Here is an 18,784-nt window from a genome sequence, read left to right as displayed (position 1 = left end):
TGTCTAACATTTAAGGTACACTTCAATGTAGTTAATAGTATCCTGCTGTTTTTCAATTGACTTTATTGAATCCTTAATTTTACTATATAATATTTTTATAAAGTAGTGCGATATTTTGTCAACTTAATCGTATATATCATGACACTGGTTAAAGGGATGGAGGTGACAGTTTGGAGAATGACATATTTATTAAGATCTATAAAGAGTATTTTCCATATGTTTATAGATACCTTTATGGCCTTACATACAATCACCAAACAGCGGAGGATTTGACGCAAGAGGCCTTTATTAAGGCATTATGCGTTCTTCAATTTCCTAATGAAAGTATTAAATCCTGGCTGTTGGTTGTTGCTCATAACCTTTACGTTGACTATGTTAAAAAAAACAGAAGATTGGATTTTCGCCAGGATAGCTTGTTAAATCAAATTAAGGGACATGATTTTACTGACCAACTAGTACTTGAGGAAAGTACCAGATCAGCTTTTATATTAATTCGGCAACTTCCCGAAAATCAGCGTCATGTAGTACTGTTATGTCTGGTAAATGAACTTTCCTATCAACAAGCAGGCGAAATTTTAGGCATCAGTGTTTCAGCAGTTACGAATTTGATTTACAGGGCTAGAAAAACGCTTAGAGCCTTAAGGAGGAATATTGATGAATAGTGACTTTCAGGAAAAACTACGCCTATATAAAGAAGGTAAATTAAATCAGAATGAAGTCGCAGAAATAGAATGTGAAATAGATAAATTCAATGCAATATGGGATTATCTTAACAACGATGATAATGTATTTTTGGAAGAACTGAAGCAGCAAATACCGGCAGACAATGAAGAGGAAAATAGACTTGCTAAACTTTTAAAACGCAGGATTAATTTAAGGATCATTATGATGACAGCAATTTCGGTTTTTTCCGTTTTAATAATCACTATCTCCTTATATTTTTTGACATCAAATATTGCAACGTCATTATTTGGATTAGACCATAAAGAATCATCCGTAAAGAGAAAAGCAATCGTTCAGTTAGCCCAGATGTTTCATCCGCAATATGAGTCCCATAGAAGTGGTGTGGAAAAATCACTTTTTGCACAACAAAATATACGTGTATCCCTTGATAATACTGTGGGTAATACGATAATAGATGAAACTGAGATAAGCGTCAGATATAGTTTTGGCAAGCCTGTCAAATCAGGAACAACAACAGTAGTACCTCCATTATTAGGAATCGAGGATTTTTCTTTTTTAAGTGGTCATGAATCTGACCCCATATCAGGTTTTAAAATCCTAGAAAAGGCTCCTCAAGGGACAAAGGCAAAAATATTTGTTGAGTTTAATAAAGCTTTAACCCCGCAACAGCTAAAAGAGAGTTTTATAAATCCAATAAGTACTGTAGATACTACCCCTTTAGAGATTACACCATTAACAGCAATCGGCTCGAAATTTGTTTTAGCTAACCCTTCATATTATGAATTTACGCCTGTTTTTCCATATGATAGCAATAATGCAGAGCAGATGGAAGATAGCAGTTTAAAGCAAAATCAATATGAGAGCATGGACGACCAGGCTCACAAGGAGTCTTTAATTGGCAACCTCAATCTTATAAAGAACAACCAAGGGTTGCTGCAGGTAATGTACTATGAAGATATGTTCGCGGATATTAATATTGATGATGTAATTAAACATGTTGAAAATAACGGTGCGGAATATGTGGGTATGTATATTTCTGCAGACAGCAAAGAACTATTAAAGCTTAAAGACATTCCACTGATTCACTGTATTAGGGTGGAGAACATAGTTGTATGGTAAAGTTAATTACGATAGTCTACCCAATAATATATAAAAAGCTTCCAATGAAATTGAACCAAGGAAGCTTTTTATATATTATAATTAAACTTTTTTAGGCGTTTGCATCATCAGTAAGACAAGGGGACGGTTCTCTTGTCTTAATGACCGCTTACCATCAAGTGGAAACTTCTGAGCAGTGTCTGAAAAATTATTGCTGCTCAGCAAATCTCCACCAAGCAAAGGTTCCAACTATTCCAGCTATTCCCGTAGACGCAAGAATAATGATGCTGCTCAGATGAAGGGACCCGGTGCTCAGAAAAACTGAAGGGATTGTCCATGGAAAATAGGGGGCAAATCCCAAAGAGGCCATTACACTTGAGAAAATAACGATTACCAGGATGAGCCCTAATGGCGCTAAGTATCCTTTACTAACATTTGCCAGAAAGGTGCCTGGTGTAGTAACAACAATAAACAATAGCGATGTTATCATAAATCTAAAGAAAATATTCCAAATAAGGTCAGCTGACCAGCCCGTAAGCCCTAAAACACCACCTACGGCGAGGCCGATGGTAAACATATAGAGCGAAAGCAATACGTTCCATGCTAAAATTACTAACAATTTGGATAGTACAATTTGTGATCTGGATACGGGCTTTGCAAGCAAATCCTTAACCGTTTTATCTGTAAACTCCCGGCCAAATACCCATGCAGCGATAAATGTATATCCGATCAGTCCCAGTGCGGCAAGATTATTAAGCAATTCTGTTAAATACATTTGCCAATTAATTTCCCCGCTATTACTGGATAAAATAATTCCAACCCCCATCATGATTGGCCCAAATGCAAAAACCAGAAACACTAGCCAAAACACATTAGCGCGGATAATCTTGCGAAGTTCACAATATAGAATAGAAAAAATATTCATTAGAAATTCCCCCTTCCCATACCAATTGTGCGAAGAAAGTAGCCTTCCAAATCTTCCGTAACTACTCGAAGCAGCGTTGGCGGTTGATTCGATTTAACGAGCAGTTCAGCTAACTGTTCAGGATTCTCTGCTGCGTGGCCATCGGTTAATTTGAGATGCCCATCCATGGTTTCCTCAAATTCATAGCTATGCGCTTTAAGCACACGCTTTATGGCATTTTTGTCGCGCCCATTTAACACTAAGTTTTTCTGCAACGATTGTTCCAGCTTATTCATTTCGATTTCTTGAATAAGGTTACCGTTGTGAATAATCCCAATGCGTGTGGCAACTTTTGAGAGTTCTTCTAACAGATGGCTGGAGATAAAAATCGTTACGCCGAAATTTTTCGCTAAGTCGTATAACATATTCCGTATCTCTGCAACGCCTGCCGGATCAAGACCGTTTATCGGTTCATCCAGAATCAGGATTTCCGGATTGTGTATCATAGCTTTCGCAAGTCCCAAGCGCTGTTTGTTTCCTAAAGAAAGATTCTTCGCTTTTTTCTTTTGGTGCGGTTCAAGCCCCAACTTACAGATAACCTGATTTACGGATTCTTTGTCAGATACCCCTTGCATACGTCGTGCTATGTCAAGATTTTCGATTACGGTTAAATCAGGATAAAAAGTTGCTTCCTCCAAATACCCAACCTTATCCCATAACTTATAGTTTCCGGCATCGACCTTTTCGCCCAACATGTAGAGCTCGCCGGCGGTTGGTCTGAGCATTCCTAAGAGTGTTTTTATGGTCGTTGTCTTTCCGGCACCATTCAGTCCCAGAAATCCAAAAATCTCCCCTCGTTTCACCTCCAGCGACAGATTGTTCAATGCCTTATATTCACCAAAATTTTTGTACAATCCCTCAATTTGTATTGCAGCTGTTCCACTGTTTTTTTGCTTTGAGAATATACTCATCGTCTTCAACTCCTCGTTTTATAGTTGCTTTATTCTAACAATCGAATATCAACTCAATCTCAATTTTTAGTCCCCTTAAATAAATTTTTTAAATCCCATGATTATACTATTTTTGAGAGCCTCTCATATATAGCGGCAAATAAAAAAAGCATACAAATGGCGTGATTTATCCGTCTGCATGCTCTTTTTTACTCAAAGAAATATGATAAAAATAGCTTTTAGCCGCGCATATGATCCATCGGCATCTCCAAAGGTAAGAAAACCGTGAAGGTGCTGCCTTTTCCCAGACTGCTTTCGACTTCTATATGTCCGTTGCAGAGGCTGACAATTTTTTTAACCAACGTCAGTCCAAGTCCATTCCCAATCATTGCATGTGATGTATCACCTTGATAAAACTTGTCAAAGATATGTTGTTTTGTTTCCTCGTCCATTCCATGTCCATTATCCCGCAAACAAAACCGTATCGATGAATGGATGCGTCTTAAACTGACTTGTAATTTCCCACCGTCATCTGTGAATTTGATAGCGTTATCCAATAGATTTACCCATATTTGTTGGAGTAGTGGGGCATTATTATAAATATTTATGCTCTCCAAATCCACATCTATAGAAAGATTTTTAGCGCTCCATTTGGGTTCCAATATAAGTATAGCCCTGCGAATTTGCTCATCTAGGGCATAAACCTCTTTTTCACGAATGATCTCCGTGCTTTCAACCTTCGATAAATTTAGTACATTTGTGGAAAGGTCAGCCAATCTTTGGGATTCCTGAATGATGATATCTAAATATTCCTGCGCTTCTTCACCGATTAAACCGCCTTCTTTCAAAAGTTTCGCAAAACCCTTAATAGAAACAATAGGTGTTTTAAACTCATGTGAAAAATTATTGATAAAATCAGTACGTAACATTTCAATACCTGCAAGCTCCCGCACCATTTTATTAAAACTAGCAGCAAGGCTCTCCAGCTCCGGAATGTTGCTGCCCTTAACCGAAACCGAAAAATCACCTTTCGCTACATCCTCAATGGCTTCAATCAGATTACGGACAGGCTTCACCATCCACCTGCTTAGGAGAGCAGTGATAGAAGTTCCAATAGATACGCTTGTTAAGAGTAAGGCAAAAAATCCTAAAAGACCATTTTCCAATAATCTACCTTCAAAAACAAAACTCAATAAATACGTACATAATCTGCCAATTACAACCGATAAGAGCATAACAAAAAAGACAAATACGACCAGTGAAACAGCAAGACTCATTCTTTTTTTCATGTATGTTTCACCAGCTTATATCCTAGTCCCCGCACAGTAACGATCTCAAAATCAGGGTTGTTTTTAAATTTTTCCCGCAGCCTGCCCATATGGACATTCAGAGTATGCTCATCGGTTTCTGTATCGGGGCCCCATATTTCATCCATTAATTGCACACGGGTAAAAATCTTATTTGGATAACTCGTCAATTTAAAGAGTAAATAAAATTCTTTTTGTGGAAGTGTAATGGTATCTTCACCATAAGTTGCGGTAAGCGTGTTATAATCCAAAGTGGTGCTTCCGATTGTTAATTTGTGCTCATTTACAATTTGCGCCCGACGTAGTAATGCCTTTATGCGAAATAGCATTTCCTGCTCGTCAAAGGGTTTTGTCATGTAATCGTCTGTCCCTACAAGGAAGCCTCTATGTTTATCCTTAATTTCTTGTTGGGCAGTAATCATTAATATAGGAATATTTTCTCCTACATCGCGTAATTCTTTACAAAGCTGATAGCCGTCCATCCTCGGCATCATCAAATCCAAGATAACCAAATCAAAATATTGTCTTTCCATCATACTTAAAGCGTCGAGACCATCTCTTGCCGCAAAAGCATTGTAACCTTCCCTCTTTAGGACAGCACAGATCAGTTTTTGTGTGTTGGCGTCATCTTCGACTACTAAAATATTAAACATAAATTCACCTCCTAGTTAGGCTCTTTAGAATGGTGCATAAGAAATGTTGTATTCCCTTCCATAATTTCGACTGACCTTTCAGGGAAACTCTTGAATGATTCCATTTTACTTTACCACTCTAAAATCAACTGAACCTCAACTTTTAACCCTTAGATTAATTTTTTATAATTAATTTTCCGTAAGACAATTCCCAGTGAAGGATTGTGCCCCTATTTTCAAACAGCAGATGTTAACTAATGTTTAGGTTTTCTTTCATAGGCAAAACTTCCGATTGAGCCCTTTAAGAACCGTTCCCTTGTCTTGCGCTATTTGACTGGAATACGGGTGCCGTTTATAATGACAGCGGTAGCAGTTGCAACATCAAGAGGGTTTTCCGTGTTCCAATGCAAATTAAAAGTCTGTTTTTGAGAGTTATAGCTTCCTCCACCACCTTCCAGCATAATAACGCCATCTACAGTCTCAATTGCCAAAGCCATGCCACCCGCCATGCACTCCTCTCCTTTGTAGGTACCAACGACTTGAAGCCCCAAAGGACTGAGGGTCATATGTTCAAAGAGATAATCTTCAACAACAATGTGGTTTGTCCAGATACGCATCTGTTGGGTGGTGTCGCTTAGGTTTGCCACTACCCTCCAGCGGCCTTCCACACCAGAATGAACTAAGCCGGTAAAGCAGAGGATGTAGTCACTCATTTCTTCCGTATCTACAGTAAAAACAGCTTCATCATATTTGTAAACCGCATCCTTATAACCATTTTCTTCAAGGTCAAACAGGCGATGATTTGCATCACCAAGGAATCTTAATTCATAATCCCATTCAATCAATTCTCCATCCGGGGACATAAGAAAGAGCGTCGCATCACTGCTTCCAAACTCTTTATTCCAATATCCTCCAATCTGTACATGCAACTTCCCGTCCAAAATACCAATATTTGAAATCCACTGATCCTCTTTGCCGTGTGGCATAGGGGCATAATATCCCGGAGTAAGAGCCGCTGCCAGTACGCTAAGGTCATCCGGGACATTCGTACCGCCCCAAACATGATCTTCCCGTACGGATATAGCCTCAGTCTCCCCAATGCCGGACAGCGACAGAGAAATCGGCTCATACTCATATTTTACTTCATCAAAGTATATAAGGAAGCTGCCCAGCTCCAGTGGATCGGAAAGCGGGGAATCCGAATCCGCCTCAATATTAAACTCATAATAAGCAGTATTTCTTTCTTCATCTAAATAAAGCAGTTTTTTCCTCCATGTGATGCTACTGGCGACGGTCTCGACTGGTTGTCCGGATGTCTCTTGTGTCTTCGGATTCATTTTTATGCTGAACCCATCGCGAAAGTCTGTCTGCTCCGTTAGCCGATTCTGTCCGCTTATATCTTGGAGGGACAGGTAGACAACCGCCATATTGCCATACTTTTGTGCTCCGATGACCTCCATGCGGATTCCCTGGTCTTCACAATAGACCTCAACCGGCTCAACGATCTCACGAAAGGAAGGATTGATTTTCTCAATAAACCAATCAAAGCTCCCCAGTGCTGCAGCCGCCACAGTGATAAGCAAAATCGCCGATATTGCTACAGCTACAGCCAGCGACCTGCGCGCCCGCCACAGCACAGTACAGGGAATTTCCTCATTCAGCCGGTTTTTGACCTGCGGGGCAAGCCCGCTTGCGTCAACGGTTATTCGGGAAAGCGCATCGTGTATATTCTGCTCGTCCCGGTCAAATGTATGCATATTTCTCATGTTTGGTTCGACTCCTTTCCATAATATCCGGCGGTCAAATAGCCTGCCAGCTTCTTTTTGGCCCGTTCGTATTGTTTGCGCAGGGTAGCAGGAGAGCGCCCGAAGAGGAGTGCGAGTTCTTCATAACTCTGCCCTTCCATAATCCGTCCATAAATCAGCGCCCGCTCTTTCGGTTTTAGCCGCCTCAGGGCACAGAGAATCTCGTCACTCAGACCTATATCCTCAGCAGTTGAAAGCACCTCATCCCGGATTTCGCTAAAATAGAAAACCCTGCGCCTTTTCAGTTTGTTTAGGCTACGGTTATATGTGATTTTATACAACCATGCGGACAGATTCTCTCCGTCAAAAGTTGCACGGCTTTGATAGGCCGAAAGAAAAACTTCCTGTACCACATCTTCCGCCTCTTGATAGTTGCACAACATGACGGTTGCATACCGAAGCAGTTTTTCCCCGTAGAGATTGATGATCTCTTCTATTTCATCCTCTCCGCCAGTGGCAAACCGCCGTCCTATTTCTGTGTTGCTCATGAGTTTCCTCCTTTGATTGTTTATCAGCCGACTGTACCCTTATAACAATCCAAATAACGGTTTTGTGACATGAAATCTCAATTTAATAAAATTTTTTCATAAACTTTTATTTCATACGCCATTGTATCATATCCCAAGAAATTTTTTCTTTTAATAATCCCTAAAGCACAAAAGCACAAGGCGGGTCTGTTATAACCCAAGCCTTGTGCTTTTGTTTGTAGCTCCTGTTTCATATTTTTTTATATTCTCGTCTAATGTTCTTTATCCCTACCATAAATCGCCTTATATTCCGGATAAATTTCAGCATGCCTGATATGCCCGGTCAAGACTTTCTGCCGCCGTTCGTTATTAAAAATAGATATATTTTTGCCGCTTTTTTCATCCTTTTGTTTCAATGAAGTTTTTTAAAATAAGATTCATTGCTATGATCAGCATTGCCAGCATGAATGATATCCAAAAGCTTGATATGTGTATGCCTCTTATCAGGATATCTGTTAGCATGATCATCCAAGTATGAATGATCAAACTAAAAATACCTAATGTCAGCATATTAATAGGTAGTGTTACTAAGAGTAGCAACGGCCTTAGAAGAAGGTTAATCAACCATAATGTACTGGCAAATATTATAATTTGAACGATTCCATCTGATTCAATCCATGAAAATACTGATGTCATAATATAAACACCTATAAAGTTTGTCAATAGCTTTAATTGTTGCTTTTTCATGGTTTTTCACCCTTTTTAATAGAATTTCACCATTAACTGTAGATTCTTCATATCAACTTCTATGAGCTTTAGACCCTTATGTTTTCGAATTTCATTAAACAGCTCTTTGATCAGCTCAAAGATTACCTCAGAAGATACATTTTCTATAGTTATATGTTTACCTAGCTCATTTAGCTTTTCTTTCATCATTCTATCATTCAATAGAGGAAATACTTTCTGTAAAATCAGTATCAAATCTTTAAAGGCAGATATTAACTCATCAATAGGAAATAGTGCAATAGGAATCGTAAGCCCAATAACGCTTTTATATTTAATTTTTATCAGCATAAGCTGACTTAAATTGGACTTAGTCAACATAAACCTCTACCGTGATTCTACCTTGTTCAGCATCATCTACATCAACATCTACCAGCTTACCATCAGAAAGCCCTTGATCAATTGCTTGAACCAATTCATCAAAATCAATTTTTGAAACATCGATTCCTTTATGCTCCATTTGTTCTTTTGCTTCTTGAGGAATCATTGTCATACCCAGATTAATAAACTTTGAAGCTATTTTCATTAGGCTTAAAGGGATATTTACGTCTACTTTTTTAACTCCTGGATTATTACCAGATACCCGCACTCTTAAAAACCGTTCCTTTTTAGTGTCGCTTTTTTCCAATGATAACCTCTCATCTCTATTATCTACTTCTTGTAATGCATTGAGTAATTCTAGCGCCTCAGAAGATGAAAGTTTTCCCTCCTGAATCATTTCTAAAATCTTAAGCTTTTCATTATCCATTCTAATTCCATCCTTTCATTTAAATGATTAATATTACTTTTTTAACTTATGAAGTCTCCGAGTTGCTTCCTGTGAACTTATTTCTCCTTTTTCCAAAGCATCAAGTATTGCCTGTTTTTCTTGATTAATAGATTGAGAGTTTCTACTTTCCTCAACCTGATCCCCTGCTTTCTCAGTACTATATCCTAGAGCTTGTATTGCTCCCTCAAGTCGGTTTCGAACGGTTGGGTATGAAATCCCCAGCTCCTTTTCCACATCCTTTATGCTTCCCCTACATTTTATAAAAACCTCAATGAATTCAAGCTGTTCTTGAGAAATCTTACAAAATTTACAGCCTGTGAATTGACCTTCTATATTGGTTTTGCACCTTGAACAACTCATTCCGGTTATGATTAATTCGTTTTCACAAATTGGACATTGGCTCGGCGCCTTATAGTTCATTATTATCACCTCTTTTTGGCTTTCGTTTCTCTGTTAATTAAAACATACACCTTTTCATCAGTTTTGTCAATAAAAATATTAATATTTTTAATTTATATATTAATATTTTTAATTTGATATTTAATTATATTGATTTTATTCCATTTTTCTTTAAGATTAATGAAAATTGATTTTTATTGCAAAGAATTTACACCTTTTTATATTTAAATCTGTGTATTTTTTTACTGACTTATATTCTAAAACCTTATCTCCCGTCTCAACATCCACATACTTCTCGAAATCTCCCTGCCTTTAAAAGTATGATTTATCTAACTAAGCATCAATGAAAGAATCTTGTCTTCTATATTCATATAGATATTGATTATAACTGCTTCATGCATAATCTCTTGAAAACTTTATCATCTTTGCTTTCCCAATTCTCCATATCTTAAGTTCATACCAGCCAATATAATAAATCCTGCCCCAAGGCCGATATACAGCGATGTAATTTTTCCATAACCTAAAAGAATCCACAGAATACTGGCAGCAGGTCCTCCAATGATTGCATATATGCCGCTTTCTGCTTTCAGCCTGTTTTTAAAGAACATAGCTGCCGTCAAGGGTAAAAAGATGGGTGTGGCTCGGAAGATCATGGATAAAAAGCCCCAGTCTAATACCATCGAATCTTGATTTTTCATAACGATACCAAATGTCATAAAGCCTATAACAACAATGCTTAGCCGTAGTAAGTAAAGTTGAAGTTTATCGCCAGCCTGTGGATGAATAATCTCCTTATACACATCCCGAACAAACATGGTGGCCATACCAAGGGCCAGTCCCGCTCCAGTGGCAATGGAAGAAATCAGGATAGTGGCAATAGATATGCCGCCGATCACCGGATGCAAATGATTTTGCAGAAACAATGGAAAAGCCTCACTCGGAACGATATTGGGATAATGGATTCTCATATACATACCAATAGACGTACATACAATCCCTATAGGAAACACCAGAAAGGCCGTCAGAAAGGCACTATTTCTCGATACCTTACTATTTCTCCCTGCAATCACAGCTTGAAAATAAGTCTGGGTAGATAGAACCCCTACTACGGTGGCAATACCTGAGGCCAGATCATTGGCAATGCCGCTGCTAAAAAGATTAAACCATGGCTCCTTCGGAAAGTATGCCAGTATTTCCGAACCTCCTTTTAGATGAAAGAAAAGTATATATCCGCTGATTAGGCTGGTACTATACAACAAAACTGTTTTCACAGATCCCACTAAGGTTCCACCCCAAAATCCCCCAAAGATCACATAGACCACCAATAAGCCTATGACAATCACTGCAGACAAGAAGGTACTTAAACCAAATATAGCAGTAAATAGGGCAATCACTGCAATAACCTGCCCATTGATATGAATAAATATTCCCCCTGACAAGAGTAAACTCGCGGCGGTTCTGGCCTTTTTCCCATAGGTTTGACCCAGGATATGGGGAATCGTTTCATGATTCTCCTGCTCTACTTGTTTGGCATACATGAGGCCTAGAAAAATACTCGATATACTCAATCCCAATATAAACCATATTGCCCCTATTCCTCTATTGTATGCCATTTGGGCCGTCCCTACAGTAGACGCACCCCCTATAATGGAACCCATCAGCATACTGGTTACTCCAAGAACGCCAAGCTTGTTGCCTCCCGTGATAAAGTCCTTTGAGGTATTCACTTTCAGCTTACCCAGGTAACCTGCTATCCCTGTGATAATCAATGTAACCAGGGCACTCCATATAAACATTTTGTCCACCTTCTATCCCGTCAATTAAAAGCCTGGCATTTATTTTCCCAGGCACAAGCGATAAACTGCCCTTTTATGCTCAAAGCAGCCTTACACCCACTATACTATCACATTTTTCTATCAAACTTCATTATAATTTTTACGGCTTTCTTCCCCCAAGAAGGTTTAAGACAATGATTAAGCCAGACAAAGGAACCGTCCCCTTGTCTGGAAAGAAAATAGCAGATGGTACTTAACACTATCTGCTATTTTGATTGTATTGCTTTAAATTCGGATTTAAAATAGAAAACTTATAAACTTGATGTTCTTCTTTTAACAGGTTTACTTCTTTCCATTGTCCATTTTCCAGTATATTTTCATGCAATAGGACATCATCACCATTTGTAATTCTTACAAAATCAAACCTGTACTTATGACCACTTCCAGAAGCAAAGACATATACCATTGAATCATCCTTTTCAACCTTTTCTATTTCGTCAATAAGGCCATACCAATTTTGATAGACAATTTTCACCAGAAACTTGGCATCATAATCCCAGTGGTGAAAGGGATGGCACAGAAAATCTTCAGGAACATAATCGATCGATTTAATTTTCCAGCCATTAGAAGGTGTTTTTTCCGTTGTGATAAGCCCATAATAATAAGCAAAAAAACTGGGTTGCAATTGATTATCTTCATGCCCTTTATAAGGCGGACCTGTAATGACTTCAATTTCCACCATATAGAATTTAATGTTATCAGCAGTGCCGGGAGGCTGGTATGCAGGATAGAGCTTAAGTAGAGTCATGTGTCCAATCCCTGCAAAGGATTCTACAAACTTCTCTAAAGGCATTTTCTGTTGGACATCCTTCGTTAGAAGTTCATAAGCATATGGATACGGAATTTTTGCCCACCCTATGGTACCACATCCGCCATGATATCCATTCATATTGGCTGCATCCTTTAAGATGGCATAATAGGCTTGAATTACATCTTCCGGTGTCTGAAAGATTGTTTGAATATAGGGCGGTTCTTCTAAATGATCAATAAAGTCTTTTGCAGTATATTTCAGCTTTAATGCAGGTTCCTTCGAAGGACGCTGGAAGCGTTCCGCATCATCATTTATTTCATCAGAATTAAATACAACTTGTGTAACTTCCCCTTCCGGCTTATTATTGGTATGGATATATCCACCCATTACAGTTTGAACTGTTTTGTTTTTATTCGAAATTATCATCCATACAAACACCGATGCAATTGCTAATACTAAAATTACTATCAAGTAAAATTTAAGCCGTCTTAATAATATTACCATACCAACAATCACCCCTTAATTATCTATGCCAGGGTGAATTTTTTTATTACTGACTGATTTCAGGTTTAAATTGAACATTTCTGGCTTTTTGCCTATAAATCCTTGTTTAATTTTTCCGATAATAAAGAGGTTACCAATATATGTAATTTATTGTTTCAAAATTAAGGAGGAGGTTTATTTGCGTATTCGTGGAGTAAATAGTAATTATCTTTACAGCTACCAGCCTATCCAAAATGATAAGGTAAAAAAAGAGGGTGATTTTCAAATCAACAATATTGAAAAAAGCAGCAAAATCAATGAAAGCAATGATGTTTATAAAGAGCTTAGCGGAAAATATGACATTAGGAATGTTACCTTTAAAGAATTGACAGAAATCACTGACAAATTATTTGAAGCCGTTGAAATTACTCTTTTTGAGCATTCATTATTGACATTAGATCTTTCAAAGCTTCCAGTTCCAGATGGCATGGATAATACCTATTTGCTTAACAAGTATAGCGATACCCATAAACAGGATTGGATAGCAATATTTGAAGATTCAGCGAGGACTTGCTGGGCACATGGAGATATAAACTCCTATAGCAAAGATATGAATATTGTTAAAGTCCTAAACAGACTTGCACGATAAAATAAATTATATAGCTCCTATCACTAGATAGTATGCTCTTTAACTTGGTCAGCTAAGGCAGTTTTTTATCCACCTTCAAACATAATCACGCGACAAAGAAACGGTTTGACTACAAAAAGGAATAATTGCATTAAAAAAGTTGTGGATAAAAACAGAATACTCTGTATTTTATCCACAACTTTCCATTCAACTTCTCACATTTTCGTCTACATAACTCGTATGGGTTCTCATATAGTTTGGGACTATATCTACTAAACTATGGGGTTTTTCAATTAAATTATCAACAAGAATGGGACTGATAATCACAAAGTATGGGACTAGTTTGTTTTTTATCAAAAACTATGGGACTATTTTAAAGAAACTATTATTAATTTTTTTGATTCCTTATTGTCCTTGCCTAGACATTTTTATTTCTCAAAATCATGGTTCTCAAGGAACTAAATACAGGATCGGTCTTCGAATACAGGGACAGGTACCTCGATTTATATCTTTTTACTTGAATCGAAGTACCTGTCCCTGTATTCTAATCACACCCGAGGAACAGGTCAAGATGCATCAAGCTAATATGAAGATAGTGGCCTAAGATAAAAACTACACTGGATATTTTACTATAACCCTTTGAAGAATATTCGTATTATAAAAAGGGCTAATTAGCGTGCCCTTTTTCAGTAAACAATTATTGTGAAAGTTTTCTTGACATCAGTTAGCTGGTCTGCGGTTGTGTAATTTTATTTTTATCCGTTATTTTTCTGAAGATGACTATCGTTGACTCTCGCTATCATAATATCACTAATATCATTTTCTTTAATCATAACAGCATTTTTTGATAAATATATTTTCAATTGATTATTAATTCTGTCATTAATTCTGATAATGTCATCTTGAACGATTTCATTAATATGCTTTAGATTTAGCAACTCTGCTAATATTAAGCTGGCAAAAAAAATCGTTAAAATAGCAACGATTTCAGTATTACTTGTAACTGTTCCATCAAATTTGTTCTCTTTTAAATAATTTTCAATCGAATTAATATCTGGATGTGTGTATTGAGATAAAAACGCGTATATATGATCAAATAATAATATATCTTCATTGTATTTGCTTGAAGAAGCAATATCATATGCAGTAATAAAACCTTTTACTTCTTTTCCAGTAGACTTCTCCTTAATTATTCTTTTATTATCTTCGCCTTTTTTGTTTTTAGCATAAACATAAGTACCCTGATCAAGACCAATTTTGGCTTGAATAAATTCTTGGATTTTTTCTGGTTCATTAAAACTATAAATGATAAATAAGTAATTTTCGTATAATGATCTTACAAGAATAAAAGAATCTTCTTTAAACCCTCTTTCAATATTGCCCATGATGGTTTTTATAGTTTTCAGAGATTTTGCTAAACAGTATAAAACATATTCATTATATGAAAACCTAGTCATCTCTTGTATTGGTAATTCAAATTGTTCTTTTTTATCTAAAACAATACCATATAAAACAATAATTGATACTAATTCGTTATATAATTCTTTTATTTGCATATTATTTGTTTCAGATTCCTTATGTGAAGTGTAGTACTCATTAATAGCCTCGTTCCATTCTTGTATTTCCTTACCAGTAAATAAACTTTTATTATAATCGGTAACAAACATACCGGTTTTTTTTACTGCATAAACCAGCTCAGGGTCAAGACCTATTTCTTTCATTGCATCGCTAATATTATTTAGACTTTCTTCTACGCAATAAGCGTTTTTGTCAAAAAATATATAATCATCATCATAAGGCTCTCTCCCCATTATTTCTCTAAACCTTTGTGCTTGCATATCAAAAGCTAGAGATACTTCTTCTATTGCATCAATGTTATCAGTTAACGAAAATAGTCTATAGTAGCCCCCATTAGAATTAATACCCCACTGAATATTTTGATGAAGACAGCAATTCTTATACTTTAGATTGCTTCCGCATGGGCAAGGAATATTTCTTGGCACTTTAACTTTTTTCATTTATGCCTCCTATTATTTGTGATTATTTATATACGAACTAATGAAATAAAAATTCAAAGATAAATTTAGCTTGAAAATATGAGTTAACATTTAAAAGATATTTAGGAGAGGGTATTTAAATATTTGCACTGCTATTAAATTAACAACATGTCGAAGGGGTGGAGTTACTGACATTCCTGTTGCCACTACCCCCGTCCCTCGTCATTTATATCTACATTCAAATATCCCTCTACAGATAACAATTTATCTGAATGCCTATTGCTAAACTCTTTCATTTTATCGACCACTTCATTCCCAGAACTAAAGAAAGCACGCAAGGGTGGCTTGAAGTGCCCCCCTTGTATTTCATATATTTTCATATACAAGCATATGCACTTAATCATTATTCAATAGCTCATCCAACTTATTCTTTACCTTCGCTTCTTCGCCACTGCCTGTAGTTGCAAGCCTTATAAGGGGCAAGTCATATTTACTTAAAATGCTATTTTTTATTTTATCTCTTTCTAATTGCTCAGGATTATTTTCATGGAAAGTAAATCCATCTACTTCAACTATTAAGATCGGTTGTTTATTTAGTTTATGGTAAACTACAAAATCAACTGATGCATTTCGATTCACATAGTTTAGTTCCGCATTGTTAAGTCTGTCCGTATTGTTTAATAAATTCTTTAGAAATACTTGCGTAGTAAATTCAAGACTATTATATCTATCTTCACTTACAATATCATTTAAAAGTGTCCACATTATATTTTCCGATTGATATTTTGAATTTTGAGTCAATCTACTTTTAAATGATATAAGCTTGTCCGAATATTCTTTATATAACAGATCAAATACAGAAACAATTTCACTGTCTATAATGTTTTCATCCAAGGTATTGTACTCCATATATCGAATTAGATCGCTAACTTCTTTTCCAAATTCATTGAATAACCAGTTATGCGTAACTAATACAAATTGTTTTTGAGCTCTCGATACAGCAACATTTATTTTGCATGGATCATCAACAAATGGAATACCGATCTTGCCAGAACGGGAATTATCTAGAACTGTAGACATAATCATGACAGGTTTTTCGCGACCTTGATATTTATGTATAGTATCACATTCTATTTCATCATCCAGCATGGAATCTGCTTTTTCCACTTGTTTTCTATAAGGAGTAGTAAAGCCAATATCAGAGATTTCTTCAACACAAAGCCTAGGATTTTTCAACACTTCCTCTACTGTAACATCTAATTCCCTTTGATTAAATTTTCCTTTTCTTTCTCCTCTTGTTACATCTCTCATGTGATTGCCTTCGGCGGCACGATAAAGAATTAAAGGCTCATCATCTTCATTTTCCTTAGTAAAAGGGATTAACTCATCATTGTAATATTTTTGATTGCAAAACCCTATTATTTTAGGGTGGCACCTATAATGTTCTTTAAGAATAACCCTAGGTAATGTATCGCCATAAAGCGAAAGCATGGAAGACAATATATTCTGCTTAAAATAGTTATATATATCTTCAATATCTATTGTGCTTATTTTGTCTTGTATCGCTTGATCTACTATTTGCGGTAATTGTTTTATATCTCCTACAATAATAGCATTTTTACAACAAGATAAAGATAAGACGCCTGTCAATAAATCAACCTGCGATGACTCATCGATAATCAGGTAATCGAATAAATAGTTTTCAGGTACACAGTTACGTAGCGAGTGCGTAGTACTCAGCATAATCGGAAAGGTCTCAATGAATTTATCAAAATTCTTTCTATATGTATTAATTTTAAAATCCATTATCTTTTTGCCATGATATTTTTTATATAGTTTGTGCTTAAACAAAACTGTTGAATATTCTTCATGCTGCTCAAGTAAATCATCAAATGATCCTTTATCTAACTTATTTTGTATATCTTCTTTTTCTTTTTCTAACGATTCGATTTTTAGATTGTAGTATTCTCTCTGTAGATTTAATATAATGTCAATTTCTTTTTCTTTTAGACTCTTGAAGTCAGTAAATCCATATTTAACTAATAGTTTTAGTTTATATAAAATGCTGTCCGATTTTCCGTTTTCCTTTGCAAAATAGCTGTCTACCAAAAAAGAAATTATCTTTTCTGGAGCTTTACGATAAAACGACAGCCGTTTAATTCCCTCTAATTTCTGATTACTATAATAGATTTCAAAGTGCTGTTTCTCTACAAGATATGTAGATAATCTTTGTTGTATTTTCGCTTTTTGCCTGTTTAGTTCCAATAAGTTATTTATATGACTATTTAATCCATTTATTTTTTCCAACAATTCACTTTCCTCAATATCACTATTCCAATCCGAAATGTCATATTGCGGTAAATTACTAAAAAAGCTTTCTTTGTTTTTATTGTTTCCTAATGGAGCTACAAAAAAATTATACTTATCCTTTTCCAGCTTGTCCTTAACGTTTTTAACCGCTGCATTATTACCCGATACTACAGCTACTGTTTTATTCTGCATAATCGCTAGGTTAGCTATTATATTTAATATGGTTTGTGTCTTACCCGTTCCCGGAGGGCCTTCTATAACCGATATATTGCTTTTCAATGCATTTTCCATGGCTTGCTTTTGACTTAAGTTAAATTTGAAAGGAAATATGATATTATTTGTATCAAAGGGTAAATTCTTTATGGGTTCTTTGTTTATATAGCAGCCTAATACGCTATTTAGACTCACAAATTTGAGGTTCTCATATTCTTTCCTTAGGAATGCACCTGACTCATCATCAGTATTAGTATACTGTGATATTTCCGTCCAATATTTTAGTATGTCCTTGGCAGCATCTGTATTTATGGAATTGTCCTCAATCCTTAATGATTTAAAATCATATATTTGGCTCTTTTCTTTATTGAATATGATCTTAACTGTTCCACTAAAATCTAACATATATTTAATACCATATATAGGTATATCTTTGCAGTATACCGCTTTGTTAGTTACATCAATGACTGTTGGATTTTCTTTAATCACTACATTTTCAATACTATAGGTATATGGTTCTGCCCCACCTAGAAACTCTATATCCACGCTTGAACCCTCGATATCATATGATACAACCTTTGATGTTTTGTCCTTACCTTTTAATATAATAAGAAATTTGTCTTGATCCATATTTTTCAATCCCTTAACTTCAAATATTATACATACTCAATTTGCCTTTTATTTTCAGAAAACCCTTTGATTTTAGCTTTAAATAAAGGAATTCCAAACAAGTTAGAAGTCAAAATAATCTTCTCAATATATGGATAAT

At 36.0% G+C, this 18,784-nt stretch carries 17 protein-coding genes; 3 read left to right on the top strand and 14 right to left on the bottom strand.

Annotation, left to right across the window (positions count from 1 at the left end; all coding sequences use genetic code 11):
- Positions 1–170: 170 nt before the first annotated feature.
- Both Gferi_RS19015 and Gferi_RS19010 read left to right on the top strand, forming a co-directional pair.
- A complete protein-coding gene (locus Gferi_RS19015; protein ID WP_069979264.1) occupies positions 171–662 on the top strand; it encodes an RNA polymerase sigma factor in 492 nt (163 codons plus the stop codon).
- Positions 655–1,803, top strand: coding sequence for an anti sigma factor C-terminal domain-containing protein (locus Gferi_RS19010; RefSeq protein ID WP_069979262.1), 1,149 nt, complete (start codon positions 655–657; stop codon positions 1,801–1,803). Before Gferi_RS19015 ends, Gferi_RS19010 begins: the two co-directional genes overlap by 8 nt.
- A gap of 187 nt (positions 1,804–1,990) precedes the next feature.
- On the opposite strand, the gene Gferi_RS19005 is transcribed toward Gferi_RS19010, so the two are convergent.
- The 12 genes from Gferi_RS19005 to Gferi_RS18950 form a co-directional block, all read right to left on the bottom strand.
- On the bottom strand, positions 1,991–2,707 hold the full coding sequence (locus Gferi_RS19005) for an ABC transporter permease (protein ID WP_069979260.1): 717 nt from the start codon (positions 2,705–2,707) through the stop codon (positions 1,991–1,993).
- Positions 2,707–3,657: an ABC transporter ATP-binding protein gene (locus tag Gferi_RS19000; protein ID WP_069979259.1), complete on the bottom strand. Its 951-nt coding sequence runs from the start codon at positions 3,655–3,657 to the stop codon at positions 2,707–2,709. The genes Gferi_RS19005 and Gferi_RS19000 overlap by 1 nt, the downstream gene beginning before the upstream one ends.
- Before the next feature lie 218 nt (positions 3,658–3,875).
- The gene (locus tag Gferi_RS18995; RefSeq protein WP_069979257.1) at positions 3,876–4,925 is read right to left on the bottom strand and encodes a HAMP domain-containing sensor histidine kinase; all 1,050 of its coding nucleotides are present in this window, start codon (positions 4,923–4,925) and stop codon (positions 3,876–3,878) included.
- Positions 4,922–5,596 (bottom strand): response regulator transcription factor, encoded by a 675-nt coding sequence (locus Gferi_RS18990; RefSeq protein WP_069979252.1) that lies wholly within the window; start codon positions 5,594–5,596, stop codon positions 4,922–4,924. The genes Gferi_RS18995 and Gferi_RS18990 overlap by 4 nt, the downstream gene beginning before the upstream one ends.
- A 305-nt stretch (positions 5,597–5,901) precedes the next feature.
- The gene (locus Gferi_RS18985) at positions 5,902–7,341 is read right to left on the bottom strand and encodes a hypothetical protein (protein ID WP_207645767.1); all 1,440 of its coding nucleotides are present in this window, start codon (positions 7,339–7,341) and stop codon (positions 5,902–5,904) included.
- Complete coding sequence (locus Gferi_RS18980; protein WP_069979250.1) at positions 7,338–7,868, bottom strand: RNA polymerase sigma factor; 531 nt, start codon at positions 7,866–7,868, stop codon at positions 7,338–7,340. The genes Gferi_RS18985 and Gferi_RS18980 overlap by 4 nt, the downstream gene beginning before the upstream one ends.
- Before the next feature lie 378 nt (positions 7,869–8,246).
- Positions 8,247–8,594, bottom strand: coding sequence for a phage holin family protein (locus Gferi_RS18975; protein ID WP_069979248.1), 348 nt, complete (start codon positions 8,592–8,594; stop codon positions 8,247–8,249).
- 15 nt (positions 8,595–8,609) lie between these two features.
- Positions 8,610–8,951 carry a hypothetical protein gene (locus Gferi_RS18970; protein WP_156782435.1) on the bottom strand — a complete coding sequence of 114 codons (342 nt, stop codon included), beginning with the start codon at positions 8,949–8,951 and terminating at the stop codon, positions 8,610–8,612.
- A complete protein-coding gene (locus Gferi_RS18965; RefSeq protein ID WP_069979244.1) occupies positions 8,941–9,378 on the bottom strand; it encodes an SHOCT-like domain-containing protein in 438 nt (145 codons plus the stop codon). Before Gferi_RS18965 ends, Gferi_RS18970 begins: the two co-directional genes overlap by 11 nt.
- 33 nt (positions 9,379–9,411) lie before the next feature.
- Positions 9,412–9,819 carry a DUF2089 domain-containing protein gene (locus Gferi_RS18960; RefSeq protein ID WP_069979242.1) on the bottom strand — a complete coding sequence of 136 codons (408 nt, stop codon included), beginning with the start codon at positions 9,817–9,819 and terminating at the stop codon, positions 9,412–9,414.
- Between the two features lie 398 nt (positions 9,820–10,217).
- Positions 10,218–11,594, bottom strand: coding sequence for a sodium:solute symporter family protein (locus Gferi_RS18955; protein WP_069979240.1), 1,377 nt, complete (start codon positions 11,592–11,594; stop codon positions 10,218–10,220).
- Positions 11,595–11,832: 238 nt separating this feature from the next.
- Entirely contained in the window at positions 11,833–12,888 is a 1,056-nt protein-coding gene (locus Gferi_RS18950; protein ID WP_069979238.1) for a hypothetical protein, read from the bottom strand.
- Positions 12,889–13,066: 178 nt separating this feature from the next.
- Between Gferi_RS18950 and Gferi_RS18945 the strand changes: the two genes are divergently transcribed.
- On the top strand, positions 13,067–13,516 hold the full coding sequence (locus tag Gferi_RS18945) for a hypothetical protein (RefSeq protein ID WP_069979236.1): 450 nt from the start codon (positions 13,067–13,069) through the stop codon (positions 13,514–13,516).
- A gap of 734 nt (positions 13,517–14,250) precedes the next feature.
- Here Gferi_RS18945 and Gferi_RS18940 read toward each other — a convergent pair.
- The gene (locus Gferi_RS18940) at positions 14,251–15,513 is read right to left on the bottom strand and encodes a DUF5677 domain-containing protein (RefSeq protein WP_069979235.1); all 1,263 of its coding nucleotides are present in this window, start codon (positions 15,511–15,513) and stop codon (positions 14,251–14,253) included.
- Between the two features lie 375 nt (positions 15,514–15,888).
- Positions 15,889–18,645 (bottom strand): AAA domain-containing protein, encoded by a 2,757-nt coding sequence (locus tag Gferi_RS18930; protein WP_069979230.1) that lies wholly within the window; start codon positions 18,643–18,645, stop codon positions 15,889–15,891.
- Positions 18,646–18,784: the final 139 nt, after the last annotated feature.

Origin of the sequence: Geosporobacter ferrireducens (genome assembly GCF_001750685.1) — a bacterium.
Taxonomy (GTDB): Bacteria; Bacillota; Clostridia; order Peptostreptococcales; family Thermotaleaceae; genus Geosporobacter; species Geosporobacter ferrireducens.
Note: the sequence above shows the minus strand (reverse complement) of the source record. Positions and strands in the feature narration are given on the sequence as shown.

Coding starts and splice junctions, on each gene's coding strand:
- Gferi_RS18990 (WP_069979252.1), bottom strand. CDS start 5,596: ATGTTTAATATTTTAGTAGTCGAAGATGACGCCAACACACAAAAACTG.
- Gferi_RS18940 (WP_069979235.1), bottom strand. CDS start 15,513: ATGAAAAAAGTTAAAGTGCCAAGAAATATTCCTTGCCCATGCGGAAGC.
- Gferi_RS19005 (WP_069979260.1), bottom strand. CDS start 2,707: ATGAATATTTTTTCTATTCTATATTGTGAACTTCGCAAGATTATCCGC.
- Gferi_RS18980 (WP_069979250.1), bottom strand. CDS start 7,868: ATGAGCAACACAGAAATAGGACGGCGGTTTGCCACTGGCGGAGAGGAT.
- Gferi_RS18955 (WP_069979240.1), bottom strand. CDS start 11,594: ATGTTTATATGGAGTGCCCTGGTTACATTGATTATCACAGGGATAGCA.
- Gferi_RS19010 (WP_069979262.1), top strand. CDS start 655: ATGAATAGTGACTTTCAGGAAAAACTACGCCTATATAAAGAAGGTAAA.
- Gferi_RS18970 (WP_156782435.1), bottom strand. CDS start 8,951: ATGTTGACTAAGTCCAATTTAAGTCAGCTTATGCTGATAAAAATTAAA.
- Gferi_RS18965 (WP_069979244.1), bottom strand. CDS start 9,378: ATGGATAATGAAAAGCTTAAGATTTTAGAAATGATTCAGGAGGGAAAA.
- Gferi_RS18985 (WP_207645767.1), bottom strand. CDS start 7,341: ATGAGAAATATGCATACATTTGACCGGGACGAGCAGAATATACACGAT.
- Gferi_RS19000 (WP_069979259.1), bottom strand. CDS start 3,657: ATGAGTATATTCTCAAAGCAAAAAAACAGTGGAACAGCTGCAATACAA.
- Gferi_RS18960 (WP_069979242.1), bottom strand. CDS start 9,819: ATGAACTATAAGGCGCCGAGCCAATGTCCAATTTGTGAAAACGAATTA.
- Gferi_RS18930 (WP_069979230.1), bottom strand. CDS start 18,645: ATGGATCAAGACAAATTTCTTATTATATTAAAAGGTAAGGACAAAACA.
- Gferi_RS18995 (WP_069979257.1), bottom strand. CDS start 4,925: ATGAAAAAAAGAATGAGTCTTGCTGTTTCACTGGTCGTATTTGTCTTT.
- Gferi_RS18950 (WP_069979238.1), bottom strand. CDS start 12,888: ATGGTAATATTATTAAGACGGCTTAAATTTTACTTGATAGTAATTTTA.
- Gferi_RS18975 (WP_069979248.1), bottom strand. CDS start 8,594: ATGAAAAAGCAACAATTAAAGCTATTGACAAACTTTATAGGTGTTTAT.